Below are 18,307 nucleotides of genomic sequence, written 5' to 3'. Positions count from 1 at the left end.
GTGATCGTCGAACGCTCCATGCACGCGCGCGCCGTGTCGAACAGCTACCTGGTCGTGGACCGGCCGGGCGGCGCCGCGGTCGTGATCGACACCGGCGGCCCGGCCGAGCCGCTGCTCGCGAAGGCGCGGGAGCTCGACGCGACGGTCGAACTCGTGCTGCTCACGCACCACCACTGGGACCACGTGGAGAACACGGCGGCCTGGGTCGAGGCGTTCGGCTGTGAGGTCGCCGCGCACCCGCTCGAGGCCGCGCGCGTCGGCGGCGGACCGGGTCAGGTGACGCGCGCGCTCGAGGGCGGCGAGGCGTTCGAGGTGGGGGAGCTCGCGATCGCCTGCCTGCACGTGCCCGGTCACACCGACGGCCAGCTCGCCTTCGTCGTCACGCACGACGGCACGAGCGAGCTGTTCAGCGGCGACACGCTCTTCAAGGGCAGCGTCGGCGGCACGCGCGCGCCCGGTCACACGACCGTCGACGACCTGCGCCACTCGATCCTCGACGTCCTGCTCGCCCTGCCGCGCGAGTGGACCGTGCGCCCCGGCCACACCGACCCGACGACGATCGGCGCCGAGCTGGACACCAACCCCTTCGTACGGGCCTGGCGCGGCGAGCGCGAGCTCGGGCACGAACGCGTCCGCGTCGGCGACCACGCCGCCACGTTGTTGCTCGAAGCGCGCGACTACGACGGCGGCACGAAGTGCTGGGTGCGTTGGTCGGACGGCGGCGAGGACGTGATTCCGGGCAGCCGCGTCGTGCGCGGCTGATCCTCACGGATCCGTCCCGTGCGGAGTCGGACACCAATCCGTCGATGGACGGACCAAGAGTGCCCGACAAGAGTGCGGAATCCACTCCCGTGGCACCACGCGAGGGCGTCGAGGGCGCAGTTCGGCCGAGGTGCCCGCGACGGGGTGCGCCGCTCCTCGGACGGCGAGTAGGGGACGGGGGCGGGCCGGGTGTGGCGGGTCTGGGCTCGCGCTCGTCGTCGGGCGCTTCTTGTCGGTCGATCGACGGACCGGGGTCTGACGCCGTACCGGTACCGCAGGGTGGCTTGCCCGATTCTTCGGGGGGGGGGTAGCCTTGACCCGTTCACTGCACCTCGGACGCCTCTCCCTCGGCCTGCGCGTCCCGACCGTCTCACCACGCCTGACCTGCCATGCGACCCCCCAGCCTCCTGCTCGTGGCTCTTGCCGCCCTCGCCCTTCCGACCCTCCCCGCCCAGGCCCAGACCTCCTTCGGCACGAGCTGCGCCGGCGCGTCCGGCGTGACGCCGGAGCTCTCCATCATCGGCCCGGTCCAGTCCGGCCAGCCGTGGACGCTCGAAGTGACCGCTCCCGGCGGCCTGGGCCTCGGCTACCTGCTGGTGGGCTTCTCGAACACGAGCGCGTCGGCGCTGGGCGGCGTCCCGCTCCCGCTCGACCTGGGCGCGTTCTTCGCCGACCCGCTGTGGGGTGGATGTGAACTGGCGATCGACCCGAGCTACCAGTTCCTGCCGTACACCTTCGACCCGAACGCGAACGGAGGGCTGTGGTCGAAGAACTTCCCGGGCTTCGACACGGGGCAGCTCTACCTCCAAGCGCTGAACATCGACGCCGACTTCACGACGCGCATCGCGGGTGTGAGTCAGGGGATGCTGGTCTCGAGCGTGAGTCAGTTCGTGCCTGGTATGGTCCCGATTGCGCCGGGGACGTTCGACATGGGCTCGAACGCGCCTTCGGGCGCACCGTACTTCGGCTCTTCGGTCGAACAGCCGGTGCACAGCGTGACGATCAGCCAGCCGTTCTGGATGGGGCAGCACGAAGTGACCCAAGCCGAGTACGAGGCGTTGATGGGGTCGAACCCCGCCTTCTACCTGGGCGCAAACCGTCCGGTGGAGCGTGTGACGTGGTTCGACGCGGTGGCGTACTGCCAGGCGCTGACGGCGCAGGAGTCGGCGCTGGGAAACGTGCCGGCGGGGTACGAGTACCGGCTGCCGACGGAGGCAGAGTGGGAGTACGCGTGCCGCGCGGGAACGACGACGGAGTTCAACGTGGGGGACGAGCTGTTCTGCTCGGACGCGCGGTTCGACGCGACGTACCACCCGACGGGGAACTTCTCCTCCTGCGGCAACCCCCCCGGCACGGTCGACGTGGGGAGCTATGCGCCGAACGCTTGGGGACTCTTCGACATGCAGGGCAACGTGTGGGAGTGGTGCCTCGACAGCTTCGCGTCGTATCCTGCTGGACCTGTGACGGACCCCTTCGTCACTGGCGGCTCCCTCCGGGTCTACCGGGGCGGCAGCTGGAACGGCACCTCCGGCAACTGCCGCTCCGCCGACCGGGACGGCACCGGCCCCGGCTTCCCGGGCTTCGACGTCGGGTTCCGGGTTGTTCTCGCCCCAGTTCTCGTCCCCTAGTTCGAGCCCCAGCAGAGCGGAGCAGCACCGCGAGCGGAGGCACGGAGGCGGGAGCGGAGCGACGCCGAAGATGCCGGAGCGCGCGGTGCTGCGCAGCGGTGCGAGCCCACGGGTCCTCGGCCCGGCGTCGCGGAGCGACGCCGGGCCCGCTCCTGTTCGAAGCCGCATCGCCCTGCTCGAACCCCCACGAACCATCCGAAGAGACACGCCATGCAACTCCAGGTCTTCGCGGTGCCCATGGTGGGCGACGAGGCGGCGCTCGAGCAGGTCAACGCGTTCCTGCGCTCGCACCGCGTCCTCAGCGTCGACAAGACCGCGGTGGTCCACGAAGGCCGGCAGTTCTGGTCCTTCTGCGTGGAGTACCTCGTCGGCGCGCCCGCGTCCGCGCCCGGTGGCGGCGCGCGATCGGGCTCGGCCGGCAACGCCTCGGGCAAGGCGCGCATCGACTACCGCGAGGTGCTGACCGCGCCGCAGTTCGAGCGCTTCAGCAAGCTGCGCGAGCTGCGCAAGCAGCTCGCCGACAGCGAGTCGGTCCCGCTCTAGGCCCGCTGGCGTTCCCACTCCCTGGGAGCGGGGGGCGGTTCGTGGACCAGTTGGTGCGGTGGGCGACACCGCATGTCTGCCGCGCGATCGGATCGTCGGGCGGCGCCTTCCCTCGGTCGAGCGGCGAAGGCGAGTCACCTCCGTACGCCCGGTGTGGGAAAGCGTTGACAGTTCTGAATATCGACCTACGCTTTCCCACATGCCCCCCGCGTCGGACCGTGCCCGCGTCCTCCGCCTCGCCCGTCGTCGCCAAGGCGTGACGGCGCGAGAAGCGGCTGCTGCGGGAGTCCACAGCCACGTCCTGACTCGGCTCGTCGCGAGTGGCGACCTCGAGCGCGTCGCTCGCGGCCTCTACAGGCTGCCCGGGGACGCGCCGTCCGAGCACCACGGACTCGCCGTCGTAGCCGCGGCCGTTCCACACGGCGTCGTCTGCCTGCTCTCGGCCCTCGAGTTCCACGGCGTCGGGACCCAGCTCCCCTGTGAAGTGTGGCTGACCGTCGATCGACGCGCGCGTCGGCCGGCTCTGCGGCAGCCACCGCTTCGCATCGTGCGAGCGTCTGGCGCGGCCCTCACGGCAGGGATCGAGATGCACCCCGTCGAGGGCAGAGACGTGCGCGTGTACGGCGTCGCGAAGACGGTGGCGGACTGCTTCAAGTACCGCAGCCGCGTGGGACTCGACGTGGCGCTCGAAGCCCTCCGCGAGGGCTGGAGTGCCAAGCGTTTCACCCTGGACGAACTCGATCGATTCGCCGCGATCTGTCGAGTCCAGCGCGTCATGCGTCCCTACGTCGAAGCGCTGGTGTCATGAGTCGCCCGGACGACGGGATCGCCCGTTCCGTGCACGTGAGGCTCGTGCGCCGCGCGCAGGAGCTCGGCGTCGATCCGAACCAGTTGATCGTTCGCTACGGGATCGAGCGCTTCCTCTACCGGCTGTCGCGCTCGCCGCACAGCGAGCGGTTCGTGTTGAAGGGCGGGCTGTTGATGCTCGCTCGGCTCGGCGAGACGCTGAGGCCCACACGCGACGCCGACCTGCTCGGGATCGGCGATCTGTCGGACGAAGCGCTCGGGCTGCTGGTCCGCGATATCTGCGAGGCCGAAGTCGAACCGGACGGCGTCACGCTCGATCCGGACAGCGTCGCTCTTGCGGGGATTCGCGAGCAGAACTCCTACGGTGGGCGTCGCATCACGCTCGACGGGCGGTTGGGGAACGCTCGACTCCGGCTCCAGATCGATGTGGGGATCGGCGACGTCGTGACGCCGGAGCCCGATCGGCTCGACTATCCGACCATCCTCGAGCTGCCGGCGCCGCGCTTGTATGCGTACCCGCGTGAGTCGGTGGTGGCGGAGAAGCTGCATGCGATCGTGCACCTCGGCGCGGCGAACACGCGCATGAAGGACTACTTCGACCTCTTCGCCCTCGCCAAGGAGGGCGCGATCGATCTCGAGCGACTCGCGCGGGCCGTTGCGGCGACGTTCGTGCGACGCTCGACCCGGCTCCCCGATGGAGTGCCGAGCGGTTTGACCGACACGTTCGCGGACGAACCGTCGAAGCGCGCGATGTGGCGAGCGTTCCTCGACCGCAGCCGCCTCGAGGCGCCCGATCTGCGCGTCGTGGTCCGGGACCTGCGCGGATTCCTCGTCGGTCCCCTGGGCGCGGCGGCTCGGATGATGCGGGAGCGCTGAAGGGCCCCGAGCATCCCGTCGAGGTGTCGATCAGCGCTTCGATCGATCCCTCGGCTTCGGGGTCGGGAGTCCGACCCGCCGTCGTCGCACCGCGTACGGCACAGGCGGGACATGCGGTGCCGCACACCGACTCCGACCGACCCGGAACGAAGTGCTGGGTGCGTTGGTCGGACGGCGGCGAGGACGTGATACCGGGGAGCCGCGTGCAGAGGCTAGGTTGACGCTCCGCCCCATGCGCCGCGCCATCAGCCCCTACCACCTGTTCATGCTGGCCCTCTCCGTGTACGCGGTGGGGGTTCCGCTGGCGGAGCTGCTGCACGAGTTCAGCGCCGAGCAGGTGCGCGTGTTCGACCAGATGGACTACGTCCTCTGCGCGGTCTTCTTCGGCGACTTCTGCATCTCGCTGAGCCGCGCGCCCGACCGCTGGGCGTACTTGAAGAAGTGGGGCTGGATCGACCTGATCTCGTCGATCCCATTCTGGCACTGGCTGCGGTGGGGGCGCATCGCGCGCGTCGTGTTCATCTTCCGCCTGCTCAGCGAGCTGCGCGGGCGACGGATCATGAACGAGGTCGCGGTGCAGCGCCGCGCGCACAGCTCGTTCCTCGCCGCCGGCCTGGTCAGCGTCGTCGTCATGTCGGTCGGCGCGGTGCTCGTGCTCGAGTTCGAGTCCGGCGTCAACCCCGACCTCGTGCGCGCGGAGGACGCCCTGTGGTGGGCGCTCGTGACGATCACGACCGTCGGCTACGGCGACGTGGCGCCACTGACCGACCCCGGTCGAATCATCGCGAGCGTGATGATGTGCTGCGGCGTGGGCCTGTTCGGCACGTTCACCGCCTTCGTGGCCGCGTGGTTCCTGCAGCCCGCGGAGCAGGAGCAGGACCAGGAATTGGCTCGCCTGCGCCGCGAGGTTCGCGATGTGCGGCGCGTGCTGGACGACATCGCGCGGCGCTTGTAGCGCTGTTCGCGCGCCCTCAGCGCGCGAGCGCCGCGTTCCAACTGGCGATCGACGCGCGCGCGCAGGCGGTCCAGCTGTACCGCTCGCGCCAGGCGCGCCCGCGCTCGACCAACGCCGCGCGCCAGCTCGCGTCCGAGACCACGCGTTCCAGGTGGTCGACGAGTTCGTCGACGCCGTCCGCGGCCTCGGGATCGAACGTGTCGGCACCGGTGCCGACGACCTCGGCCAAGCACGTCGCGCGGCTCGAGACCACGGGCGCCCCGGCCCACATGGCTTCGATCGGCGGCAGGCCGAAGCCCTCCGCGCGGCTCGGGAACACGAACGCGAGGCAGCCTTCGTACAGCGCGCGCAGCTCGTGTTCGTCCACCGAGCGCCGCCACTCGACGCGTTCCGCGACCGGTGACGCTCGGATCGCGCTCCACAGCTCGTCCGCGCGGTACCCGGGCGGACCGGCGACGATCCAACGCCCGTCGAAGCCGCGCGCGACCAGTCGCTCGAACGCCCGCAGCGCGAGGTCGTGGCCCTTGCGCGGATCGAGGCGCGAGACGGTCAACAGGAACGGTTCGGTCGGCAGCCGAGCGGCGTCCGCGTCCGCGCCGCCACCCGCGAGCGGACGCGCCACGTGGTCGCCGCCCAGGGGCACCAGATCGATGCGCTCGGCGTCGAACCAGCCGCGCCGCACGAGCTCGTCGCGCACCCAACCGCTCGTGACCTGCACCCGCTCGAGGCGCGGCAACGACGCTCGCAGCCGCGCCTCCATCTGGCGCGCCACCTGCGGATCGAGCCAACCGTGCCCGCCGTCCGCGTACAGCACGTCGAAGACCATCTGGCACGTCGGAGCGCGCCGCGCGGGCAGGGGACGCAGTTGGGTCAGGTGTACGAGGTCGGCTCCGAGGACGCGGTCGGCGCCCCCGCACAGGCGCAGCAGTGGACCCGTGAGGCGGGCCGGCAGCCGCGGCGCGACGAGCCGCGCGCCCGTGGGCAGCCCCAGCTCGTCCGGCCCCACGCGCGGCGGTCGCAGCGAACCGCCGAAGAGCGCCAGCCGAGGGGCCTCGTCGCCCAACTCGCCCAGGGCCCGGACCAGCTCGCGCGCGACGCGGCCGATGCCCTCGCGGTTGTGCAGGGCGGGTCGGTAGTCGATCCCGACCGTCGCCCGCGGGCGCTCACTCTGGCCTCCGGGGCTCATCGGCGCCGTTTGTCGCACATCCCGCGGGCTTCTCCTGCCCCGAAGTCGGGTGTTCCGCGCGAATTGCGCTCTGCGCGGACCTCGCCGCCGCCGCGGGCCGTCCGATGGGTCAACCTTCGTCGTCGGGGCTCCAGCGGAGCGGACCCCGATCGGCGCAGGGGTGCGCCGGGGTCGTTCCGCACACGAGGACCCTCTCGCGAGGGCACACCACTATGGGCACCAGCGCCTTCCGCAGGGTCATGTTCGACGGCACCGGAGCACTTCGTTCGGTGGAGCCGATCGAGCAACAGGACGGTCCCAAGCACGACGCCGGTCGGCGCTGTTGGACGGACCACGAGACGGGCTCCGAAGAGGGGACCACACACATGCAGCACGACGAGCACGACCTGGGACCGGATTCCCTGGCGGAGACGAACTCACTCGCGAAGGAGGTGCGCCAGTTGGGCGAGCGCACCACGACCGAGGAACTCGGGCGACGCGGTGTCCGCATGCTGCGCCGTTTCACGCTGACCGAGTTGAACGAACTGGTCGCCCGCTCGGTCGACCGCGTCCTCGGCGACCGGACGTCCGGCGAGGAGTCGCGCAACGCCGTGCTCGAGCAGACCCACGCCGCTCTGGCCGCCCGCGCCACCGACGACCCGCACGCTCGGATCGAACTCCTCGAGCGTCGCCTCGCCAAGTTGGCCGACGCGCTCGACCGTTCGGAGAACGCTCTCGCCGAGGCCCTCGAGGACATCGACTCCGGAGCTCCGCTCGCACGTCGCTACGTCGACGGCTTGCCCGACGATCACCCGCTGCGCCGCCGTTCGGAGGCCGCGCTCGAGCGCTCGCAGTACACACGTTCGCGGTCGCGTCGTCCCACGGCCACCGTGGAGGAGCTCGAGCGCATCGAGCAGCGGCGCGGCATGTTGAGCGCGCTGGCCGCCGCCAACGCACTGCCCGACGAACCTGCGGCCGAGACGCGCGCGGTCGAACAGCAGGCCGAGACGCCCCGCAGCGAACCGGCGAGCCGGACCACCGGCGAAGCTCCCCCGCGCCCCAGCGCCTTCGGCGACATGAAGGCCGACGACCTGCGCCTCAAGATGGAGGACGCGCGTCCGCACCTGGGCTACGGCTGGCGCTCGCGCGGTCGGCGCTGAACCGCTCGACCTGCGCTGTGCAGCGGCCCCGCCACCCGCGCCCGTCGGCGTCCGGGCGGCGGGGCCGCTGCACCGTTGGACTCTGCGCCGCTCACAGGCGCGTCCCGAGCCAGAACAGCACCGGCGCCAGCAGGAGCATCCAGCCGCGTCGGTCGCGCGCGCTGGGGTCGGTGCGCGCGAGGATCGCGAGACTCGCGAGTGCCACCCACAGCTCGGTGGCGCAGGTCGTGGCCGCCGCACCCACCGCTCCGTGACGCGGCACCGCCCAGGCGTTGAGCCCCACGTTCAGCACCAGCGCACTCGCCGCGACGAACAGGGCCGCGCGCGTCGAACCGCCGGCGACCAGCGCCGTGTGCAGCACCGCTCCCGCGTAGACCGCGGCGCTCGCGGCGAGCAGCCACAGAAGGATCGGCGCCGAAGATCGGAAGTCGGATCCGTAGACGAGCGCCAGCACCTCCTCGCCGTGGGCCGCGACCGCGCCGAGAACGGGTGCGAAGAGCAGCGTGAGCGGAATCACCAGACGCGTCGCCGCGCGGCCGAGTTCGCCGTGCATGCGCCGGCGCGCGAGCCACGGCAGTGCGCTCCCGGCCACGTACTGGGCGCCGAGGATCGAGAAGCCCATGAGCCGCACGCAGGCGCCGTAGCGACCGACCTCGACGTCGCCGCCGAACGCGCGAACGAAGAGGTTGTCCACGTGGAAGTAGGACTGCTGGCACAGTGCCGCGAGTCCGAGCGGCCAGGCCTCGGCGAACATGCCACTCGGCGCGCGAACGGCGATGGTGGGGCGCGGCAGGTGCGGCAGGCTGCGCCGGTGCACCCACACGTTCGCGGCGGCGGCGCTGAACGTGAGCGCCACCAGGTACGGGCCGGCGGTCGCCACGTGGAACCCGTGGAGGAGCACGAGAACACCTCCGAGTCGCAGCGTGGCCGCGAGCACGCGCGCCGCGCTCACCGTGCCGTAGCTGAGGCTGCGCTTGAGCACGGTCGGGCTCAGCTCGAGCGGCCAGGTCAGGTAGTACAGCGCCGCCAGCGCGATCCAGCCCGCGTCGGGTTCGCCCAGCATCCACGGCACGCTCGCGAAGCCCGCCACGGCGAGGCTCGCGTTGCGCAGGCGCAGTCGTCGGCCGACGGCGAGCAGCCCCGGGAGGGCCCAGCGATCCTGTGCCGCGCGTCGCAGCGCCACGGCGCCGGTGCCCATGTCGACGGCGCTCTCGACCGCCAGGTACAGCGCCAACCAGAAGACGACGCGGCCGAACGTCGCTGGATCGAGCGCGCGCGCCAACGATCCGAGCAGGGCCAGGGTGCAGCCCGCGGACCACAGGCGCGCGGCGAGTTGCCAGCCGGTCGCGACCCACAGCCGCCTGGGAGGGGCGTTGCCTTCGTCGGACTCGTCCGCGGGCCGTGGAGTGGGGGGACTGGGCATGGGGCCCGCCAGGATAGGGACCCATGGGCCCGTGCGTGCGACGGCGCGGGGACCCGACCGCACGCCGGGACTATGTTCGGGTGCCCGTCGTCCGATGGAAGCGGAAGCGATTCACGCGCGTCGTGATCCGTCCGCGCGAGCTGGCTCGCGCCACGCTCCTCGGATCGCCGACCGTTCCTCCCGCACACCGCCGACCCTCGATCGTGGCTCAACCTTCCACTCCTTCACTGGCCATCGCCGTCGCCGTGCTGCTCGTCGGTGCGCTGGCGACGGTCGCCCTGACCCAGTGGGACCCCACGGCCGAACCGCCCCTCGCGGTGATCGACGACGAGGAGGCGACCGAAGGGGTGGATCCGCCGACCGCGACGGACACCGGGACGGAGCTGGTGGAGGTCCCGACCGAGCGGACGGCGGAGATTCCGCTCTCGCTCGACACCACGGTCATCTGGCCGCTCGAGGTACGACTCGACCTGGTCGAGGATCTGAGTCTGCCCGAGGTCCCGGCCGGTCCGCCGCTCGGCTCCGGTCGCAACGCGCGCCTGAGCGGGCGCATCGCGAACGCCTCCGGTGACCCGGTTCCCGCACGGATCCGTTTCGACCCGGGTGGTCCGAACGCGGGGCGCGAACTCCTCTGCGACGCGAGCGGCCGCTTCGGTGCGACCGACCTCGTTCCGGGGATGGCGATCGTCGAGGTCACCGGCCCCGGCATCATCGGTTCGCGGCGCGAGGTGCGCCTGCGCGAGGGTCAGGACGAACTGCTCAACATCGGCTACGGTCGCCCCGGTACGGTCCAGGGGCGCGTGGTCGGCGAGAACGGCGATGGCGTCGTCGGCGCGCGCGTCAGCCTCGACGGACAGGTGCTCGAGACGGGCGAGGACGGCACCTTCTTCTTTCCCGAGGTCGCGGCCGGACGCTGTCTGCTCGAGATCTCGCAGGAAGGCTTCGTCGACTACCGCACGTTGCTCGGCGTGGCGGGTGGCTACACGGTCGAGGCGGGCGCGCTGCAGTTCGTGCTGCGCCGGCCGTGTTCGCTGCGGCTGATCCTGCGACCGAACATCGGCGGGCCGGAGCCGGCGCTCGTGTACCTGATGCCGGCCAACAGCAACCGCGAGCGCGCCTTCCCCTGGCACACGGTCAATCCCATCCTCCTGACCGGTGACGCGCCCGTCGTGGTCGAGGACCTGCCCGAGGGTGCGATCCACATCCGCACGTTCCGCACCGGCGCGGAGGCGCAGCCGGCCTACAAGCAGGTCCAGCTCAACGCGGGCGACGAGACCGAGGCCGTCATTCGACTCGAACCGGCACCGGTCGTGAGCGGGGCCGTGTTCGACAGCAGCGGTGAGGCGGCGGCCGGAGCGACCGTGCGGCTGTCGGCGGCCGACGTCGCGCGCGCGAGCCAACGCCTGTTCCCCACGTCCGATCAGCTCTGGCTCGAGCACGTCCTGCCGCTCATGCCTTCCGTCGAACAGGTGGTGACGACGGACACGAGCGGTCGCTTCAGACTCACGAGTTGGTCCGACGTCTCGCCCTTCCGCCTGCTCGAGATCACCTCGCAGGACGGCTCGCAGTCGCTCGCGATGGTCGTCGGACCCGAGCACGACAACGCGGAACTCGAGCTGCGTCTGGCCGCCACCGAGCGCGAGGACGCACGCCTCGAGGTGGTCATTCCGGGGCGCACGCAGGCGCTGCCGGTCGAAGTCGTCGTCAACGGCGCGCCGCGCGACGGCTTCGTCCTCGCTGCTTCCCAGGACCTCGAGATCGAAGGCCTCGTGCCCGGCGTCTACCGACTCGAGGTCGTGTGGCACGGCGAGCGCGTCGCGAAGGAGCCGTCGGTCGTCATCGTCGACTCGGCGCGCGACATGTGGACCCTGCCCCAGGAGGCGATCGAGGGTCAGTCGGCGGAGACGTGGCGCAAGCTCGGTCGGCCCTATCCCGGGCCGAGCGGGGGCGACTAGGCTCGGTCAGCGCGTAGAATCCCGCGCCCCGTGCGCGCTCGCGCACCGACCCCCCTGGTTCCCCGATGAAACTTCGACTCGACGGCCGGTCGCTCGTCCTCGACGACTTCGCCCCGCTGCTGGGAGGCAGCGATCGCCCGCTCTCCCTGTCCCTCACGGCCGACGCGAAGAAGGCCGTCGCCCGCGCGCGCGCCCTCGTGGATCGCGTCGTCGACTCGGGCGAGGTGGTCTACGGCCTGACGACGGGTTTCGGGCGCCTGAAGAACGTGGCGATCGAGACCGCCGATCTCGCGGCTCTGCAGCGCAACCTGGTCCTGTCGCACTGCTGTGGCGTCGGCGATCCGCTGCCGTTCGAAGAGGTGCGCGCGGTGATGGCGCTGCGCATCAATGGTCTGTCGCGCGGACATTCGGGCGTGCGTCCCGAACTGCTCGCCACCTGGATCGAGCTGTTCAACGCGGGCTTCACGCCCGAGGTCCCGCAGCAGGGTTCGGTCGGCGCGTCCGGCGATCTGGCTCCGCTCTCGCACCTGTGCGCCGCGACGATGGGGGTGGGGCGCGCGGCGTTGCCCGACGGCAAGGGCGGTTGGAAGGTGACCTCGGCGAAAGCGGCGCTCGCGAAGGTCGGCGTGGCGCCGATCGAGCTCGCGGCGAAGGAAGGCCTCGCGCTCATCAACGGCACCGAGGTCATGAAGGGCATCGGCGCGTTGGTGCTCCTGCGCGCGCGCAACCTGTCGAAGGCGGCGGACGCGATCGCGGCGCTCTCGATCGAAGCCCTCTTCGGCAGCGTCAAGCCGTTCGATCCGCGCCTCGCCGAACTCAAGAACAACGCCGGTCACGGGCGCACCTCGAGCAACGTGCGCGCGCTGCTGGCGGACAGCGAGGTCCTGGCGAGTCACACCGGTTGCGACCGCGTCCAGGATCCCTACTGCCTGCGGTGCGTGCCCCAGGTGCACGGCGCGTTCAAGACCGCGCTCGAACACGTCGAGGCCGTCTTCGCGGGCGAGCTCAACGCCGTCACCGACAACCCGATCCTGTTCCCGGACACGGACGAGGTCATCAGCGCCGGACAGTTCCACGGACAGCCGATCTCGATCCCGATGGACTACCTGGCCGCGGCGCTGTGCACGATCGCGAACGTCTCCGAGCGACGCATCGAGCAGTTGGTGAACCCCGACCTCTCGCGCCTGCCGGCCTTCCTGACGCCGCGACCCGGTCTCAACTCCGGACTGATGATCGCGCAGGTGGCGGCGGCGTCGCTCGCGAGCGAGAACAAGTCCTTGGCGCACCCGGCCTCGGTCGACACGGTGCCCACCAGCGCCAACCAGGAGGACCACGTCTCGATGGGGACGATCGCGGCTCGCAAGGCGCGCGCGATCCTCGACAACGTCGAGAACGTGCTGGCGATCGAGTTGCTGTGTGCGGCCCAGGGGCGCGAGTTCCACGGCGAGCTGCGCGCCGGTCGCGGCGCCCAGGCGGTGCACGACGCGCTGCGCACCGTCGTGAAGCCGCTGGGCGACGACCGCTACATGGCGGGCGACATCGCCGCGGCGCGACGGCTGGTGCGCAGCGGCGAACTGGTGCGCGCGACCGAGAAGGCCCTGCGAGCACCACTGTTGTCGTGAGTCGTCGCGCCGAGATGTTCGGACGGGTCGCGGCCGCGGTGTTCGCCGCGGCCGCGAGCCTCGCGCTCGGCGCCTGTGTCTCGACGAACGCTCCGCGCGCCGTGCACCCGCGGCCGCCGGCACCCGATCCGTTCGCGCTCACGCCGACGCCGACCGCCGCGCGTGCTTCGAGTGCGGCGCAGATGCAGATCCCGCGCGAGCCGTACTACTACCGCGGCCTGTCGCGCTACGACGACGGCTGGGAGGAGTGGGGCCAGTTCATGCTCTTCGAGCGCAATTTCCGGGACGGCGACCTGTCGGGCGGCAAGGGGCAGTTCGGCCTCGGGCTCGAGCTCGCCGGGCGCCCCTACGACGCCTGGCTCGCGGCGGAGTTCGGCCTGTGGGGCAGTTCGAGCGAAGCGACCTGGACGCGCTGGGGTCCGGTCTTCCGCGACTTCGACGAGGAGACCTTCGAAGTGGGGGAGACGGGCTCGCGGTCGTTCGAGATCTCGCTCGGTGCACGCAAGGAAGTGCGGCCCTTCGACGGACCGGTGGTGGTCTACGGCGGACTCGGCGGCGCGATCGTCCAGGTCGAGGAGGTCCGAGCCGTCGGCACGTTCGAGGAGGACAGCGACGCCGACGTGGGCCTGTACGTGCACTGGGGCGCCTACATCGACTTCGCGGGCAACGGGGGCCTGGGCTTCGACGTGCGGTTGGTGGAGGGCACCGAGCTGCTCCTGTTCGATCGCGAGGTGTCCGCCGACTACGCCCAGTGGTCGGTGCTCCTCAGCTTCTGGTTCTGAGCGGTTGCCGGCGGGAGTGGACCGTCGCCACCCAGCCTCGCCCCGAGGAGAGTGGGGCGTTCGTGATCGCCTCGACGGATCAGGGTGAAGGACGGTTTGCGGTGTGGACTATCACCGGGGGCCGGGCCATCCTGGGGCGCGAAGGGTCGGGCGGCGCCCGACCCACACCTTTCGACGGCCCCTCGCCGCTCTGCGACCATGAACCAGATCCACACCGCTCTCATCGCTCTCCAAGCCGACTACACGGTCCTCTACCAGAAGGTCCGCCACTACCACTGGAACGTCCGCGGTCCGCAGTTCTTCCAGCTGCACGCCCAGTTCGAGCAGATGTACCTCGCCACCGCGTTGAAGGTCGACGAACTGGCCGAGCGCCTGTTGGCCGTCGGCGCCGCCCCGCTGCGGACCTACGGCGACGTGTTGAAGCACGCCCGTCTGAAGGAGGACAGCTCGTTGCCCAGCGCCCACGAGATGGTGAAGAACCTGCACGACGACCTCTTGGCGCTCAACGTGAACTTGCGCGCGCTGGTGGTCGAGGCCGAGAAGGCGGACGATCCGGCCACGCTGAACCTGGCCGAGGGCTACGGCGACGCGCAGGAGAAGGAAGTCTGGATGCTGGGCGCCTTCCTCGAGTCCTGAGACGACGCGGGTTCGTTCGGTGCGCCGCAGGGACCGCGCCGAACGCAGTTCGACCCGCACTCGATCCACGCTGAACGGGTCCGGACGCACGCGCGACCGGGCCCGTTCGCATGCCGAACGTCAGTGCGCGATCTGTCGCGCCGCTTCGGCCAGGCGCCGATGCACCATGAACGCGGGCGCCGTCACGCTGACGACCGGGAGCGTCGCGAGCGCCTCGCGAGCGCGCACCGAGTCGCCGTCGAGCCACTGGGCGGACGCACTCTCGAGGATCGCGAGCGGTGCGTCGATGCCGTCGCGACCGTAGGCGACGACGGCCTGCTTGAACGAGCGCACGGCGGCCTGGATGTCGTCGCGGTCCATGTGCTGGCGTCCCCACAGGTGGTGCGCGATGCCCTTCGCCAACTCGTCGTCGCGTCGCTCGCCCTCGTCGTAGATCGCCGTCGGGTGGTCGGGATCGAGGCCGAGCGCGATCGCCGCGCGGTCCGGCTCGAGGCCGTTGCGCACCGCCCAACGCACCATCTCGCGGCGGTCGGAGCCGGTGAAGTCACCCAGGCGCGTGAGGCGTTCGAGCAGGCCGAGGCACAGGTCGACGTCGCCGTGCGTGAGCTCGAGCCGCGCGAGATTGGCGAGGGCGACCGGGTGCTCCGGGTCGATCTCGAGCGCCGCGCGCCAGGCCGCGCGCGCGTCGACCACGTCGCGCGCGTAGAGCGCCACCTGCCCGCGGTCGAGCAGGGCGGCGGTGCTGAACGGCCGCGCGTCGAGACGCACCTGGATCGCTTCCGCGGCCTTGCGCTGCCAGCGTTCGACCTCGATGCCGGCGGCGATGTACTCGAGCGCGAGTTGGACCTCGATCGAGCGCGCGAGCACCGCTTCGGGACAGGTCTCGACCGCGTGCGCCACGGCCAACGAGAGATCGTCCAGCGTCGCGAGATCGACCGTGCTCGTCGCGTGCGGCGCGCGCCGTTCGATGAAGTCCGCCATCGCGCGACCGTGCTTCCACAAGGGGACCGACGGCACCGCGATGGCGACGGCCAGGGCCAGGACCGCGAACGAGGTGCGAACGCGGCGCGGGAGTCCGACGTGGTTCGGGCCGCGCGCACCCGAGCAGGCTCCGCACAGGACGGCGGCGATCAGGCCGGACGCGGGGTTGTAGAGGAGCACCGAGTGGGCGCCGGCGTTGACCAGCAGCGCGATGAGCGCCGCGCCCAGTGCGCTGGACGCGACCTCGTTCGACAGGAGGCCGGTGAACGCGCGCCACGCGACCCAGATCAGGAGCACCGTCGCGAGCAGTCCACCGAGCCAACCGTACTCGGCCCACACGAGCAGCCAGTCGTTGTGCGGATGCTCGAGCTGCGTGCCCCAGGTCGACGCACGGCGTTCGAGCGGATCGCGGTAGGGCGGATAGGCCGCGGCGAACTGCCCGGCTCCGGCGCCGAGCGGTCCGCCCTCGGCGACCATCGTCGGCAAGGTCTGCCAGATCAGCCAACGCACGCGCGCACCGCCCAGGTGGTCGGGCATCGCGCTGCTGACCTCCAATCCGTGTTCTTCGTCGGTGGCGGCGTTCGAGTCGCCTTCCGTCGTCGCCGGTGCCGCGTCGGACTCCTGCTGTTCGACGGCGGCGGCGTTCGACGTCGCGTGGACCGCTTCCACGTCGCCGTCGCCACCGCGGTGCGCGAACCCGACCGCGATGACCGCGAAGAGCAAGGCTCCGGCGGTTCCCGCGAGGACCGCGCGCGCGCGCCGCAGGTCCTGGGCGAAGGGCGAGACCGTCGCGCTCAGTCCGAGGCAGACCACGAGCGCCAGACCACCTGCGAGGACCGGCGCGAGCACGGCGTGCAGCGCGAAGGCGAGTGCGGCCGCGCCACCCAGGAAGCGCCAACTCCCGCGCCGCAGCGTCACCATCCACACGCCGACCGCCGCGCCCGCGAGCGCGACCTGGTTCGTCGGACCGACGTTCCCGAGCGGACCCGCCAGGGCCAGCGGGCCCTCGGCGATCGACCTGAACAGTCCGGGGACCAGGAAGAGCAGCGTGACGAGGACGAGGCCGCGGCACAGCGCGCGCCGCCCCTTGCGATCGAGGTGCGTCGCGCCGAGGAAGCCCAACGCGAGCACGCCCGACTGGATCGTCGCACGCAGTCCTTCGACCCGGTCCGTCCCGAGCAGCGTCGAGAGCGCCACGACGATCGGGATCGCGAGGGCGGCCACGTGCCAGGGCCGCTTCGGTCGCGCGCCGAAGGTGGCCAGCGCAACGGGCCACATGACGAGCGCCACGAGGGCGGTGGCCGTCAGCGTCGGCTCGGGGTCGAAGCGCGACAGCCACGACTCGAACGGCAGCCCGAGCAGCGCGATCGGCAGAACGAGCAGCCAGGGCAGCAGCTGGGCGCCCAGCGAGCGGTCGGCGCTCGTCGGAGCAGCGGTGGGGGTGGTGGCGGGGGGCACGGTCGATCCATGGTGACACGGGCGGGGCGCGAGCGCCTCGTCCAGGCCCGGGCTAGCGTTCGCGGCGTCCGAGGTCCCGCACCCGAAGTCGCGTCAGCGGGCCGTCTCGGACGATCCCGCCGACGACAGGATCGCGTCGGCGAAGGCGCCCGGTTCGAAGGCCTCGAGCAACTCGGCGCGTTCGCCGGTGCCGATGTACTGCACGGGGAGTCCGATCTCGCGGCGGATGGCGAACACCGCTCCGCCGCGCGCCGTGCCGTCGAGTTTCGTGACGGCGAGGCCCGTGACCTCGACGCTGGCGGTGAACAGCTTGGCCTGTGCGATCGCGTTCTGACCGTTCGTGCCGTCGAGGACCAGGAGCACCGAGTGCGGCGCACCGTCGAGGCGCTTGGCGATCACGCGCCGGATCTTCTCGAGCTCGGCCATCAGGTTGGTCTGCGTGTGCAGGCGACCGGCCGTGTCCACGAGCACCACGTCGAAGTTCTCGCGCGCGGCGCGGTCGACGGTGTCGAAGGCGACGGCGGCGGGGTCGGCGCCCTCGGTCTTGCGCACGATCGCCGCACCGGTGCGCTCGGCCCAGACCTCGAGTTGGTCGGCGGCCGCGGCGCGGAACGTGTCGCAGGCTCCGATCAGGACGCTGTGACCCTGCTCGCGAAAGCGGCGCGCCAGCTTCGCGATGGTCGTCGTCTTGCCCGAGCCGTTCACGCCGACCACCAGGACCACGTGCGGCTTCGCGGTCAATGTGATCTCGCCCGCTTCACCGAGTTCGCCGACGAGTCGCTCGCGCAGCGTCGCGCGCAGATCGTCCTCGGTCTTGAGTTCGCCGCGCTTGAAGCGGCGCTTCAGGTCGTCGACCAGGTCCGTGGCCAGCGGCCCGAGATCGGACCCGTAGAGCATCTCCTCGAGTTCGTCGAGCAGCTGCTCGTCCATCGGGCGTCCGCCCCGGAACAGGGCGGAGAGCCCGTCGCCGATCGCGCTGCGCGTCTTGCCGAGACGCTGCTTCAGTCGGTCGAACAGTCCCATGGTCAGTCGGCGCCCAATGCGCTCGTGCCGTCCACGCCGGCCTGGTTCGACCCGCCCGACTCATCGAACTTCTGGGTCCAGTAGCGCACGCGGATCTTGTCGAGCACGCCGTTGATGAATCCGCCCGAGTTCTGGGTCGAGTAGCGCTTGCCCAGTTCGATGGCCTCGTTGATCGAGACCTTGGGCGGCACGTCGACCACGTACATCATCTCGTAGGTCGCGAGGCGCAGCACGTTGCGGTCGATCGCGGCCATGCGGTCGATCTTCCAGTTCTGCGCGACGTCCTGGATCATCGTGTCGACCTCGGCCAGGTGCGCGAGCACACCGCGCAGGAGCGACGAGGCGAACCGCAGGGTCTCGTTGTCCGACTCCTCGCTCGCGAGGAAGTCACCGAGATCGGCCACGACCTCGTCGCCGCGCAGGTCCACTTGGTAGAGGAACTGCAGCGCGAGTTCGCGTCCGCGCGATCGCTTCTTGACGTTCAATGATCTGGGGGAGGTGAGGTGGTTCCGGAGCGGGCGAGATGTCGCG

At 71.2% G+C, this 18,307-nt stretch carries 16 protein-coding genes; 11 read left to right on the top strand and 5 right to left on the bottom strand.

The window, feature by feature from the left end; translation table 11 throughout:
- The 6 genes from Pla163_RS13355 to Pla163_RS13330 all read left to right on the top strand — a co-directional run bounded on the left by Pla163_RS13355 (position 1) and on the right by Pla163_RS13330 (position 5,571).
- Positions 1–762, top strand: a complete 762-nt coding sequence (locus Pla163_RS13355; protein WP_145189275.1) for an MBL fold metallo-hydrolase — start codon at positions 1–3, stop codon at positions 760–762.
- Positions 763–1,151: 389 nt separating this feature from the next.
- Positions 1,152–2,390 (top strand): formylglycine-generating enzyme family protein, encoded by a 1,239-nt coding sequence (locus Pla163_RS13350; RefSeq protein ID WP_145189270.1) that lies wholly within the window; start codon positions 1,152–1,154, stop codon positions 2,388–2,390.
- A 210-nt stretch (positions 2,391–2,600) separates the two neighbouring features.
- Complete coding sequence (locus tag Pla163_RS13345; protein ID WP_145189267.1) at positions 2,601–2,933, top strand: hypothetical protein; 333 nt, start codon at positions 2,601–2,603, stop codon at positions 2,931–2,933.
- Between the two features lie 199 nt (positions 2,934–3,132).
- A complete protein-coding gene (locus Pla163_RS13340; RefSeq protein WP_145189264.1) occupies positions 3,133–3,741 on the top strand; it encodes a type IV toxin-antitoxin system AbiEi family antitoxin domain-containing protein in 609 nt (202 codons plus the stop codon).
- Positions 3,738–4,616: a nucleotidyl transferase AbiEii/AbiGii toxin family protein gene (locus Pla163_RS13335; RefSeq protein WP_145189261.1), complete on the top strand. Its 879-nt coding sequence runs from the start codon at positions 3,738–3,740 to the stop codon at positions 4,614–4,616. Before Pla163_RS13340 ends, Pla163_RS13335 begins: the two co-directional genes overlap by 4 nt.
- Before the next feature lie 232 nt (positions 4,617–4,848).
- Positions 4,849–5,571, top strand: a complete 723-nt coding sequence (locus Pla163_RS13330; RefSeq protein ID WP_145189258.1) for an ion transporter — start codon at positions 4,849–4,851, stop codon at positions 5,569–5,571.
- Positions 5,572–5,587: 16 nt separating this feature from the next.
- On the opposite strand, the gene Pla163_RS13325 is transcribed toward Pla163_RS13330, so the two are convergent.
- A complete protein-coding gene (locus tag Pla163_RS13325) occupies positions 5,588–6,757 on the bottom strand; it encodes a glycosyltransferase family 4 protein (RefSeq protein WP_145189255.1) in 1,170 nt (389 codons plus the stop codon).
- A 212-nt stretch (positions 6,758–6,969) separates the two neighbouring features.
- On the opposite strand from Pla163_RS13325, the gene Pla163_RS13320 reads away from it, so the two are divergent.
- The gene (locus tag Pla163_RS13320; protein WP_145189250.1) at positions 6,970–7,896 is read left to right on the top strand and encodes a hypothetical protein; all 927 of its coding nucleotides are present in this window, start codon (positions 6,970–6,972) and stop codon (positions 7,894–7,896) included.
- A 91-nt stretch (positions 7,897–7,987) separates the two neighbouring features.
- Here the strand turns inward: Pla163_RS13320 and Pla163_RS13315 are convergent, their stop codons facing one another.
- Positions 7,988–9,319, bottom strand: a complete 1,332-nt coding sequence (locus Pla163_RS13315) for a lipopolysaccharide biosynthesis protein (protein ID WP_145189246.1) — start codon at positions 9,317–9,319, stop codon at positions 7,988–7,990.
- Positions 9,320–9,522: 203 nt separating this feature from the next.
- Between Pla163_RS13315 and Pla163_RS13310 the strand changes: the two genes are divergently transcribed.
- The 4 genes from Pla163_RS13310 (at position 9,523) to Pla163_RS13295 (ending at position 14,314) form a co-directional block, all read left to right on the top strand.
- Positions 9,523–11,274 (top strand): carboxypeptidase-like regulatory domain-containing protein, encoded by a 1,752-nt coding sequence (locus Pla163_RS13310; RefSeq protein ID WP_419185924.1) that lies wholly within the window; start codon positions 9,523–9,525, stop codon positions 11,272–11,274.
- A 65-nt stretch (positions 11,275–11,339) separates the two neighbouring features.
- Positions 11,340–12,896: a histidine ammonia-lyase gene (gene hutH / locus Pla163_RS13305; RefSeq protein ID WP_145189240.1), complete on the top strand. Its 1,557-nt coding sequence runs from the start codon at positions 11,340–11,342 to the stop codon at positions 12,894–12,896.
- Complete coding sequence (locus Pla163_RS13300) at positions 12,893–13,678, top strand: hypothetical protein (protein WP_145189237.1); 786 nt, start codon at positions 12,893–12,895, stop codon at positions 13,676–13,678. Before hutH ends, Pla163_RS13300 begins: the two co-directional genes overlap by 4 nt.
- 198 nt (positions 13,679–13,876) lie before the next feature.
- Positions 13,877–14,314, top strand: coding sequence for a Dps family protein (locus tag Pla163_RS13295; protein ID WP_145189234.1), 438 nt, complete (start codon positions 13,877–13,879; stop codon positions 14,312–14,314).
- 120 nt (positions 14,315–14,434) lie between these two features.
- Here the strand turns inward: Pla163_RS13295 and Pla163_RS13290 are convergent, their stop codons facing one another.
- The 3 genes from Pla163_RS13290 to nusB form a co-directional block, all read right to left on the bottom strand.
- Positions 14,435–16,753, bottom strand: a complete 2,319-nt coding sequence (locus Pla163_RS13290) for a tetratricopeptide repeat protein (protein ID WP_145189231.1) — start codon at positions 16,751–16,753, stop codon at positions 14,435–14,437.
- A 93-nt stretch (positions 16,754–16,846) separates the two neighbouring features.
- The gene (ftsY, locus tag Pla163_RS13285) at positions 16,847–17,776 is read right to left on the bottom strand and encodes a signal recognition particle-docking protein FtsY (RefSeq protein WP_145189228.1); all 930 of its coding nucleotides are present in this window, start codon (positions 17,774–17,776) and stop codon (positions 16,847–16,849) included.
- Between the two features lie 2 nt (positions 17,777–17,778).
- Entirely contained in the window at positions 17,779–18,261 is a 483-nt protein-coding gene (nusB, locus tag Pla163_RS13280; RefSeq protein ID WP_145189225.1) for a transcription antitermination factor NusB, read from the bottom strand.
- Positions 18,262–18,307 lie beyond the last annotated feature (46 nt).

The organism is Rohdeia mirabilis (assembly GCA_007750655.1).
In the GTDB taxonomy this organism is placed as follows: Bacteria; Planctomycetota; UBA1135; order UBA1135.
Note: the sequence above shows the minus strand (reverse complement) of the source record. Positions and strands in the feature narration are given on the sequence as shown.